Genomic DNA, 10255 nt, shown 5'->3' with positions numbered 1-10255 from the left:
GCCGGCTCATGCCCTCCGGGGTCAGCGAGCCGAACAGGCGGAGCCGGGAGATGCCGCCGTCCGGGAAGATGTCCACGCGCGCGTGCGTACCGACGGCCGGGGCCGGGAGGACGAAGCGGTGGTTGGTGTCGGGCTGGAGACGGGTGCGGGGCAGGATCTCCTGCCAGTCGCCGTCCTCGCCGTCCTTGACCGAGACCGAGGCCCAGCCGGCGCTGTTGCCCTTGAGGTAGGCGGTGTCGATCTCCAGGGCGCGGACCTGGGCCTGGGCGGCCAGCCGGTAGCGGATCCAGTCGTGGCCCTGGTCGCGGCGGCGGCGGGTCTCCCAGCCGTCGTCCATCTTGCGGGAGCGGCCCGGCTGGATGGTGTTGGAGGCCGGCGAGTAGAAGAGGTTGGAGGCGTCCTCGGCCCGGCCGCCGTTCTCCAGGGCGACGACGTCGAAGGTGCCCAGCGCCTCCAGCCATGCGGGGTCGGGGACGACCTCACCGTGGACGCGCAGGCGGGCGATGCCGCCGTCGGGGTGCTGGTTGACCCTGAGGTGCGTGAAGCTCTGCTCGGCGGCGACGGCGAAACCGTTCGCCGCGTGACCGCCGACCGCGGTGCGCGGGACCAGGGTCGTCCACTTCACGTCGTCCCCTAGAAGCTCCTGCGGCGACGGTGAGCCGGGGACGCAGGCGCCCTCGACGGACACGGCCTGCGGGTAGTTGCCGCGGAAGTGGGCGGTGTCGACGACGATCCCGCGGATCACGCCCGGGGCGCCGAGGCGGACCAGCGCCCAGTCGTGGTCCTCGGCGGTCGGCCAGGGGTGCTCGGCGGAGGTACCCCGGCGGCGGCGGGTCTCCCAGCCGTCCATGATCTTGCCCTTGTGGCCGAAGTGCTCGGGGTCGAACTCGGCGGGCTCGGGCACCAGCAGATTCTCGCGCTGGGCGAAGAACTCGTCGTTGGCGGCGATGACACCGGCTCCGAGGCGTCGGTCGGCGAGGTCGGCGTACTGGGTGAAGGGGAAGTCGGCGGTGCGGTAGTCCGCGTACGGGTCGCCGCCTCCGTAGGGGTTCGCGTCGCCGGTGAAGCTGGGAATCGCCGTCACGGTGATCAGATCTGCCTTTCGAAGTCCGGTATGGGATTCAGTGGGTCCGGGTGAGGAGCCGCCCCTTCGGTTCGGTGAACGCGCCGTCCGCGACGATGCGCTGCCCGCGCAGCCAGGTCGACTTCACGACGCCGTGCAGGGTCCTGCCCGCGTACGCCGTGACGTGGTTGCGGTGCTGGAGGGCCACGGGGTCGACGATGAAGGTCTCGTCGGGGGCGAGGACGGCGAAGTCGGCGTCACGGCCCACCGCGATGGCGCCCTTGCGGTCGTCGAGCCCGACCAGTTCGGAGGTGCGCGCCGACATCCAGCGCACCACGTCCTCCAGGCCGTGCCCGCGGCTACGGGCCTCCGTCCACACCGCGGCCAGGCTCAGCTGGAGTCCGGAGATGCCGCCCCAGGCCGTCGCGAAGTCGTCGGTCTTCAGGTCTGCCGTGGACGGGGAGTGGTCGGTGACGATGCAGTCGATGGTGCCGTCGGCGAGGGCCTGCCAGAGCAGGTCCTGGTTGGCGGCCTCCCGGATGGGCGGGCAGCACTTGAACTCGCTGGCGCCGTCGGGGACTTCCTCGGCGGTCAGGGTCAGGTAGTGGGGGCAGGTCTCCACGGTGATGCGGACGCCCTCCGCCCGCGCGTCGGCGATCATCGGCAGGGCGTCGCTGGAGGACAGGTGCAGCACGTGCACGCGCGTGCCGAGAGCCTTCGCCTCGCGGATGAGCTGGGCGACGGCGGTGTCCTCGGCGTCCCGGGGGCGGGAGGCGAGGAAGTCGGCGTACTTCGGGCCCGGCTGCTGCGGGGCGGAGGCGAGCAGGTGAGGATCCTCCGCGTGCACGATGAGCAGGCCGTCGAAGGCGGCGATCTCGGCCATGGTGCGGGCGAGGGGGTCCCGCTCCAGATGGGGGAACTCGTCCACGCCGGACGGCGACAGGAACGCCTTGAAACCGAAGACGCCGGCCTCGTGCAGCGGACGGAGCTCCTTGATGTTGTCGGGCAGGGCGCCGCCCCAGAACCCGACGTCGATGTGCGCCTTGTCGGCGGCGACCTGCTGCTTGGTCCGCAGATGCGGGACGGTCGTGGTCGGCGGGAGGGAGTTGAGGGGCATGTCGACGAGGGTCGTGATGCCACCGGCGGCCGCGGCGCGGGTGGCGGTCCAAAAGCCCTCCCACTCGGTGCGGCCGGGGTCGTTGACGTGCACGTGCGTGTCGACCAGGCCGGGCAGCAGGACGTGGTCGCCCAGGTCCTCCAGGCGAGCGCCCTCGGGTACGGGCGCGTCGTGCGGGAGAACGGCGGTGATCGTGCCGCCCGTCACCGCGACGGACGCGGCGCGCGTCCCTTCGGGAGTGATGACTCGCGTCGAGCGCAGCACCAGTTCAGCGTCGGACACCCGAACCCCCTTACTTCCGCGTAACGGAATTCAACTTTCTGTTGAAGGAGTCTTCACTCCCTCTCCCGCGACGTCAAGGGCACACTTGACTGCGGCGCCCTTCGGTGAAACTCCTGGACGTTTCCACAAAGCGGAATTAAACTTCCAGCACGCAGAACGTAGCTATGTACAAGCGGGGAGTCAACCGACCGCCGGGTAGGCTTCTGCCCTTCCCGCCCGCCCCGAAAGGAACGCCGTGCCGACGTCCAGCGCCAGCACCACCGACTCCGCCCGGTCCTCCGCCAACGGCGGCGTCCAGTCCCTGGAGCGCGCCTTCGACCTGCTCGAACGGATGGCGGACGCGGGTGGCGAGGTCGGCCTGAGCGAGCTGTCCGCGAGCAGCGGGCTGCCCCTGCCGACCATCCACCGCCTGATGCGCACGCTGGTGGCCTGCGGGTACGTACGCCAGCAGCCCAACCGACGGTACGCGCTCGGCCCGCGCCTGATCCGCCTCGGCGAGTCGGCCTCCCGGCTGCTGGGCACCTGGGCACGGCCGTATCTGGCGCGGCTCGTCGAGGAGACCGGCGAGACGGCGAACATGGCACTGCTGGACGGGGACGAGATCGTCTACGTGGCGCAGGTGCCGTCGAAGCACTCGATGCGCATGTTCACGGAGGTCGGCCGGCGGGTGCTGCCGCACTCCACGGGCGTGGGCAAGGCCCTGCTCGCCGGTTTCCCGCCGGAGGAGGTGCGGGCCCTGCTCTCCCGTACGGGCATGCCCGCCGCGACGGAGAAGACGATCACGACGGCCGACGGTTTCCTCGCGGCCCTGGAGGACGTGCGCCGGCAGGGCTACGCCATCGACGACAACGAGCAAGAGATCGGGGTCCGCTGCCTCGCGGTGCCGGTGCCCGACTCCCCCACCGCCGCGGCCATCTCCATCTCCGGTCCCGCCGGCCGGGTCACCGAGGCGGCGACGGACCAGATCGTGCCGGTGCTCCAGCAGGTCGCCGGGGAACTGTCCGAGGCGCTCGCCAGCCAGAGCCCGGCGTAACGGCGGCGGGCCGCAGGGCGCCGCGCCGACCCCGGGCCCGAACTAGTGCCGCGACAGGCAACGTTCGCCCCGTCACGACGCCCGGCACGCTCCCCCACGCTCTCGACTCCGCTCGAGCAGGGGGTACCCCCCCACTCGCCGCACCGGCCGAAACCCCGAGTACGTCCAGTACGAGGGCTTCCGGCCGCCACGCCGAGAGCACGCACCGGACACCGCGGGCACCGCACAGGACCTTCGAAACACCCCCTAGCCCTGCCCCCGCACCGACCCCCCGAAGAGGTCGACCGCCCGCCGGACCTCCGTGAGTTCCGCGGACAGGGCGCTCACCGAGCCGATCGCGCCCGCGATCAGCAGGAGGGAGCGGCGCAGACAGGGGGTCTCTGGGATGCCGTCTGCGGCCATGGCCGCCAGCGCGGCCAGTTCCTCCTCGGCGATGATCCGGTCGGCGAACTCGCCGGGATGGGCGGCCAGTCGGCGGCGCAACCGGGACACGGCGGAGCGCAGCTCCGTCACGCGCGGGTCCTCGTCGCCGCCGGTCACAGACCCCTGCCGCTTCTGCTCCACGCTCCGCAACACAGTCCTCCCCCTCGCACCTCGTCGTGCGCATGTCCTTCCGACGCGAAGTCCCCCACACCGGACAGCGGTCGGGTGCCCGGCCGGTCGGTGCGGGCGACAGTAAACGACGCGGACCACCGGGCGCCAGCCCATTGCGTCATCGACTTGTTTCGCTGAGTGACTTTCTGGCCCGAGGCGCACGCCCGTGCGACGCGCGCCCCGCGCCGCCGCACCCCTGTACGGGGCGTGCGGTATGCAGGAGTCATGACGACACGGGAGACGACGGGCGGGGCACGAGCGGTTGCGGGACTGCTGCTCGCGGCCGGTGGCGGACGGCGACTCGGCGGGCGGCCCAAGGCGCTGCTCCCCCACCGCGGACGGCCTCTGGTGGAGCACGCGGTGCGGGTGCTGCGGGAGGGCGGCTGCGCGACCGTCCACGTGGTCCTGGGCGCACAGGCCGACGACGTGCGCGCGCGGGCCTCACTGTCGGGCTGCGTGCTCGTCGACAACCCCGACTGGGAGCAGGGGATGGGGAGTTCCCTGTGCGCCGGGCTCGACTCGCTCACCTGCACGGGCGCGCGGGCCGCCCTCGTGTCACTCGTCGACCAGCCCGGCATCGGCCCCGAGGCAGCGGCCCGGGTCCTCGCGGCGTACGAGGGCGAGGAGTCGCTCGCCTCCGCCGCGTACGACGGTGTGCGTGGCCATCCGGTGCTGTTCGGTGCCGCCCACTGGGCGGGCATCGCCGCGACTGCGACCGGGGACCGGGGGGCACGCGCCTATCTGAAGGAGCACCGGCCGGCCATCACCCTGGTCGAGTGCGGGGACGTGGCCCGGCCCTACGACATCGACACCGAAGCCGATCTGGCCCACCTGGAGTGAGCGGGGTGGCACGGAGCGCCACCTTGCCTCGACCCGGAGAATCTCGACATCAACAGATGATTGAACTTCCACCATGAGGAAACTAGTATCCACTGTTCAGAAGCGCCCGGCCGTTCCCCGGGCGCAGATCGCCGTATCCGGGAAGACTGGCACCCGGTGCCAAGCACGCCGGCTCGTCTTCACAGCTCGCTGAAGGAAGTGACCGTTCATGTCCGCTCCAGCGCCGTCCCCGCTGGCCATCGTCGACGCCGAACCCCTGCCCCGGCACGAGGAGGTCCTCACCGAAGCGGCGCTCGCCTTCGTGACCGAGCTGCACCGGCGGTTCACGCCCCGGCGTGACGAACTCCTCTCCCGCCGCGCCGAGCGCCGCGCCGAGATCGCCCGCACCTCCACCCTCGGCTTCCTCCCGGAGACGGCCGCGATCCGCGCCGACGACTCCTGGACGGTCGCCCCGGCCCCGGACGCCCTGAACGACCGCCGGGTCGAGATCACCGGTCCCACCGACCGCAAGATGACCATCAACGCCCTCAACTCGGGCGCCAGGGTGTGGCTCGCGGACTTCGAGGACGCCTCCGCACCCACCTGGGAGAACGTGATCCTCGGTCAGGTCAACCTGAGCGACGCCTACACCCGGAACATCGACTTCACCGACGAGAGGTCCGGCAAGTCGTACGCGCTGAAGGCGAACGAGGAGCTGGCGACGGTCGTCATGCGCCCGCGCGGCTGGCACCTGAACGAGCGTCACCTCGTCGACGCCGACGGCACCCCGGTGCCCGGCGCGCTCGTCGACTTCGGCCTGTACTTCTTCCACAACGCCCAGCGCCTGCTGGACCTGGGCAAGGGCCCGTACTTCTACCTCCCGAAGACGGAGTCCCACCTGGAGGCCCGCCTCTGGAACGAGGTGTTCGTCTTCGCGCAGGAGTACTGCGGCATCCCGCAGGGCACGGTCCGCGCGACCGTCCTCATCGAGACGATCACCGCCGCGTACGAGATGGAGGAGATCCTCTACGAGCTGCGCGACCACGCCTCCGGTCTGAACGCGGGCCGCTGGGACTACCTGTTCTCCATCGTCAAGAACTTCCGTGACGGCGGCGCCAAGTTCGTCCTGCCGGACCGCAACGCGGTGACGATGACGGCCCCGTTCATGCGTGCGTACACCGAACTCCTCGTCCGTACCTGCCACAAGCGCGGCGCCCACGCCATCGGCGGCATGGCGGCTTTCATCCCGTCGCGCCGGGACGCCGAGGTCAACAAGGTGGCGTTCGAGAAGGTCCGCGCCGACAAGGACCGCGAGGCGGGCGACGGCTTCGACGGCTCCTGGGTCGCCCACCCCGACCTCGTGCCGATCGCCATGGAGTCCTTCGACAAGGTCCTCGGCGACAAGCCCAACCAGAAGGACCGCCTGCGCGAGGACGTCGTCGTCGAGGCGGCCGACCTGATCGCCGTGGACTCGCTCGACGCCAAGCCGACGTACGCGGGTCTGGTCAACGCCGTGCAGGTGGGCATCCGTTACATCGAGGCGTGGCTGCGCGGCCTCGGCGCGGTCGCCATCTTCAACCTGATGGAGGACGCGGCCACCGCCGAGATCTCCCGCTCCCAGATCTGGCAGTGGATCAACGCGGAGGTCGTCCTCGACAACGGCGAGCAGGTCACCGCCGAGCTGGCCCGCAAGGTCGCCGCCGAGGAACTCGCGAACATCCGGGCCGAGATCGGCGACGAGGCCTTCGCGGCCGGGAACTGGCAGCAGGCGCACGACCTGCTGCTGACGGTCTCGCTCGACGAGGACTACGCCGACTTCCTGACACTCCCGGCGTACGAGCAGCTCAAGGGCTGACCGGCCGAGCCGGACGTCAGCGTTCCGAGTGGCCCAGGGACCTGTCCGGGGCCACTCGGTCGCGTACGGCCTTCTTCACGGCCGTCGGCTCCGGGAAGCCCTGCTCGCGCCGGTCCCAGACGACCTCGTCGCCGACGCGGACGATGAACACCCCGCCGGTGCCGGGCTTGAGGGCCAGTTCCGTCAGTTCCGCCTCGAAGGTCGTGAGCAGTTCCTGCGCCAGCCAGGCCGCTCGGGGCAGCCAGCGGCACTGGGTGCAGTACTCGATCTCAACCCGTGCCGAGGCGCCCGGGGCGTCCTCCGACAGTTCGATCTCGACCCGCTGAACATCCGTCATCCGAGGTGCACCGACCAATCCTGCTCGGCCGCGGGCTTGCCGTGCAGGTCGGGCACCTGCTTGAGCCACGCGGGGCGTCCTTGCTGGTTCTTCGCCGCCCGGAGGGCCTCCTCGGCGGCGAGTTCCTCCCGGGTGGGGAAGCCCGTGGGCAGCCAGTCCCCGGAGGCCTGCACGCGCGCGTGCAGGTACGTCACGTACGCCGCGCGCACCTCGTCCGCGCCGGCGAAGCCCGGCTCGTCCGCGAGCCAGGCGTCCGGGACCTCCGCGAGGATCCGCCGCAGCAACTCCTCGGTGACCCGGGGCGCCAGCTCGGCGTCGGCGGCCCGGACGTCGGGCCCGTAATGGCCGAGGGCGTGGTGCCGGAAGTCGTAGGCCTTGCGGGGGTCGGTGGCGTCCCAGCGGTGGTGGAAGACCAGGGCGGCGCCGTGGTCGATCAGCCACAGGCGCGGTGGTGCGACGCCGAGGGTGGGCCAGAGCATCAGGTTGGAGCTGTGCACCGTACGGTCGACGTTCACGGTCAGCGCGTCGAGCCAGACGATCCGCCCCGCCTCCAGGGGATCGACGGGGAAGACCCGGGCGATCTCCGGGGTGAAGTCCCGGGCGCCCGGCAGGTGGTCCATGCCGAGGTTCACGCCCGCGCTGGCCTCGTGCAGGTCCCGTACCTCCTGGTGGGATTCGTGGTCCGCGATCGCCGGGTCGAAATGCACCAGGACCAGCTCGGGGAAGCGCAGCCCGAGGGCGCGGGCCAGTTCCCCCACGATCACCTCGGCGACGAGCGCCTTGCGGCCCTGCGCGGAGCCGGTGAACTTCACGACGTAGGTGCCGAGGTCGTCCGCCTCGACGACTCCGGGGACGGAGCCGCCCGTCCGCAGTGGTTCGATATAGCGGGTCGCGGCGACTTTCCTCAGCATGTTCTCAGGTCACCCACCTCATAGACCTTGCAATCCATAGCCGACCTCGGAGGTACCCAACAGCGGGAATGGCCCGTCATCAGCCCTGGGGAGAATGGGGGGAGATGGAACCGGCATGCAGAACTCCCTCCCTCCCCAGCAGTCCGTCAATGGCCGTCCGCCCTTTGCTTCCGGCCTCCGGCATGAAGTGAGCATAGTAACCGAGGGTGATCGCCGGGGAGGAGCGCCCGAGCCGCCGCGCCACGGTCACCACGGGCTCTTCCGCCTCCAGCGCGCCGGCCTGATGGCCGCGGTGGTCGGCACGCCGCACTTCCTGCACCTGCTGGTCCGCAGCCTGAGGGCGACATGAGGCCCTGAAAGGGCATAAATGCCCAAAGTGCCCCAAAAGCCCCTGTTGTATGGATGCACACAACAGGAGCGAGGGAGCATGGCCAAGGGCATCACGGACTCGGGCCCGCCCCCGCGGGCGAGCCTGAAGCCCGACGCGATCGGGTTCGTCGACGCGCTGGTCATCGGCCTCAACGCGACCTCCCCCGCGTACTCCGTGGCGGCGGTCATCGGACCGATCGTGGCGCTGGTGGGCATCTACGCCCCCGGGGTGATGCTCGCGTCGTTCGTGCCCATGCTGCTGATCGCGTCGGCGTTCTACTACCTCAACAAGGTCGACCAGGACTGCGGCACGACCTTCTCCTGGGTCACCCGCGCCATGGGGCCGTGGGCGGGCTGGCTCGGCGGCTGGGCCATCACGATGACGGGCGTCCTGGTCGTCGGGTCGCTCGCGGACGTCGCCGTGACGTTCTTCCTGCTCGCCGTCGGCCTGGACGGCTGGGCCGACAACGACGTGGTGCGCCAGGTGCTGACGGTGCTGCTCATCCTGGTGATGACGGCCGTGTGCGTGATCGGCACCGAGATCTCGGCCAAGGTGCAGAACGTCCTCATCCTGGCCCAGGTCGCCTGCCTGCTCGCCTTCGCCGTGGTGGCGCTCTACCGCGTCTACGCCGACACCGGCACCCTGGACGCCATCGACCCGAAGTTCAACTGGCTCGACCCCTTCGGAGCCGGCGGTGCGTCACTGACCGCGTCCCTGCTGCTGGGCGTGTTCATCTACTGGGGGTGGGAGTCGGCGGTCAACCTCACCGAGGAGGTCGAGGACCCGGCGACCGCCCCCGGCAAGGCGGCCGTCTGGTCGACGGTGCTGCTGCTGGTGACCTACGTCGCGGTCGCCTTCGCGGTCGTGGCCTACGCGGGGACGGACTACCTCGCCGAGAACGCGGCGGAGGAGGAGTTCATCTTCGCCCTGCTCGCCGAGGAGGCCATGGGCGACTGGGACTGGGTCGTCCTGCTGGCGGTCTCCACGTCGGCCCTCGCCTCCACCCAGACGACGATCATCCCGGCGTCGCGCACGGGCCTGTCCATGGCACGCCGGCATGCCCTGCCCGCGCACTTCGGCCGCATCCACCCGCGGTTCCGCACCCCCGACGTGAGCACCTGGTGGGTCGCGGGCATCGCGATCGCCTGGTACCTCGTCCTCTACCACGTCAGCGAGAACGCCCTCTTCGACTCCCTCACCGCCCTGTCCCTGCTGATCGCCTTCTACTACGCGCTCACGGGCCTGGCCTGCGCGGTGTACTACCGCCGTCAACTGACCCGCAGTGCCCGCAACTTCTTCCTGATCGGCCTCGGCCCGCTGGTCGGTGCGGGGCTGCTGGCCTGGCTGCTGGTGGAATCCGTGGCGGACATGTCCGACCCCGAGAACTCCTACAGCGGAATCTCGTGGTTCGGGCTCGGTCCGCCGCTCGTCATCGGCGTCGGCATCGTCGTGGCGGGCGTGGTCCTCATGGTCGTGTGGCGGCTGATGGCGCCCGCCTTCTGGTCGGAACACCCGAGCGTGGTCGACCCGGCCCTCGTCGACGGCAAGGGGTCCTGAAGATGTCGGAGGTCCTCGGATACGACGGGTCCCCGGGCGCCCTGCAGGCCCTGCGCGTGGCCATCGAGGTGGCGACCGCCTACGACGAGCCCCTGGTGATCGTCTACGGTGTCGCCGCCCCCGGCGTCACGGGCGAGGAGTACAGCGCTCACCACGAGGCCGTCCGCGAGGCCGGCAGCACCGCGCTCGGTCATGCGGTCCGGGTGGCCGAGGAGTCCGGTGTCCGGACGTCCGTGGAGCTCATCGACGAGCGGCCCGCGCAGGCGCTGATCGAGGCGGCGGCCCGTCATGGCGCCCGGGTCATCGTGGTGGGCACC

General features: G+C 70.9%; 10 protein-coding genes and 1 pseudogene. 5 read left to right on the top strand and 6 right to left on the bottom strand.

What is annotated here, in order from left to right; all coding sequences use genetic code 11:
• On the bottom strand, positions 1-1084 hold a 1084-nt coding region (alc, locus tag ABZ281_RS21550), incomplete at its 3' end, for an allantoicase (protein ID WP_356657730.1).
• Positions 1085-1121: 37 nt separating this feature from the next.
• Complete coding sequence (gene allB / locus ABZ281_RS21545; protein WP_356657729.1) at positions 1122-2462, bottom strand: allantoinase AllB; 1341 nt, start codon at positions 2460-2462, stop codon at positions 1122-1124.
• Positions 2463-2697: 235 nt separating this feature from the next.
• Between allB and ABZ281_RS21540 the strand changes: the two genes are divergently transcribed.
• On the top strand, positions 2698-3495 hold the full coding sequence (locus tag ABZ281_RS21540) for an IclR family transcriptional regulator (protein WP_356657727.1): 798 nt from the start codon (positions 2698-2700) through the stop codon (positions 3493-3495).
• Between the two features lie 246 nt (positions 3496-3741).
• Here ABZ281_RS21540 and ABZ281_RS21535 read toward each other — a convergent pair whose 3' ends face one another.
• Positions 3742-4035, bottom strand: a complete 294-nt coding sequence (locus ABZ281_RS21535) for a DUF5955 family protein (protein WP_356657732.1) — start codon at positions 4033-4035, stop codon at positions 3742-3744.
• A gap of 279 nt (positions 4036-4314) precedes the next feature.
• On the opposite strand from ABZ281_RS21535, the gene ABZ281_RS21530 reads away from it, so the two are divergent.
• Together ABZ281_RS21530 and aceB are read left to right on the top strand one after the other, a co-directional pair.
• Entirely contained in the window at positions 4315-4929 is a 615-nt protein-coding gene (locus ABZ281_RS21530) for a nucleotidyltransferase family protein (RefSeq protein ID WP_356657725.1), read from the top strand.
• Positions 4930-5137: 208 nt separating this feature from the next.
• A complete protein-coding gene (gene aceB, locus ABZ281_RS21525) occupies positions 5138-6763 on the top strand; it encodes a malate synthase A (protein ID WP_356657723.1) in 1626 nt (541 codons plus the stop codon).
• Positions 6764-6779: 16 nt separating this feature from the next.
• Here the strand turns inward: aceB and ABZ281_RS21520 are convergent, their stop codons facing one another.
• The 3 genes and pseudogenes from ABZ281_RS21520 to ABZ281_RS21510 all read right to left on the bottom strand — a co-directional run.
• Positions 6780-7100 (bottom strand): SelT/SelW/SelH family protein, encoded by a 321-nt coding sequence (locus ABZ281_RS21520; RefSeq protein ID WP_356657721.1) that lies wholly within the window; start codon positions 7098-7100, stop codon positions 6780-6782.
• The gene (locus tag ABZ281_RS21515) at positions 7097-8011 is read right to left on the bottom strand and encodes a HipA family kinase (protein WP_356657719.1); all 915 of its coding nucleotides are present in this window, start codon (positions 8009-8011) and stop codon (positions 7097-7099) included. Before ABZ281_RS21515 ends, ABZ281_RS21520 begins: the two co-directional genes overlap by 4 nt.
• Before the next feature lie 79 nt (positions 8012-8090).
• A pseudogene (locus ABZ281_RS21510) lies at positions 8091-8282 on the bottom strand (site-specific integrase); the annotation flags it as partial.
• A 156-nt stretch (positions 8283-8438) separates the two neighbouring features.
• Between ABZ281_RS21510 and ABZ281_RS21505 the strand changes: the two are divergent.
• Positions 8439-9938 (top strand): APC family permease, encoded by a 1500-nt coding sequence (locus ABZ281_RS21505; RefSeq protein ID WP_356657717.1) that lies wholly within the window; start codon positions 8439-8441, stop codon positions 9936-9938.
• Between the two features lie 2 nt (positions 9939-9940).
• Positions 9941-10255 (top strand): universal stress protein (locus ABZ281_RS21500; RefSeq protein ID WP_356657715.1); only part of this gene is annotated, 315 nt, incomplete at its 3' end.

Origin of the sequence: Streptomyces sp. NPDC006265 (assembly GCF_040613555.1) — a bacterium.
Lineage (GTDB): Bacteria > Actinomycetota > Actinomycetes > Streptomycetales > Streptomycetaceae > Streptomyces.
Note: the sequence above shows the minus strand (reverse complement) of the source record. Positions and strands in the feature narration are given on the sequence as shown.

Bases quoted from the DNA above. Each gene is read 5' to 3' on its own strand.
- ABZ281_RS21530 (WP_356657725.1), top strand. From the start codon at position 4,315: ATGACGACACGGGAGACGACGGGCGGGGCACGAGCGGTTGCGGGACTG.
- aceB (WP_356657723.1), top strand. From the start codon at position 5,138: ATGTCCGCTCCAGCGCCGTCCCCGCTGGCCATCGTCGACGCCGAACCC.
- ABZ281_RS21520 (WP_356657721.1), bottom strand. From the start codon at position 7,100: ATGACGGATGTTCAGCGGGTCGAGATCGAACTGTCGGAGGACGCCCCG.
- ABZ281_RS21515 (WP_356657719.1), bottom strand. From the start codon at position 8,011: ATGCTGAGGAAAGTCGCCGCGACCCGCTATATCGAACCACTGCGGACG.
- ABZ281_RS21505 (WP_356657717.1), top strand. From the start codon at position 8,439: ATGGCCAAGGGCATCACGGACTCGGGCCCGCCCCCGCGGGCGAGCCTG.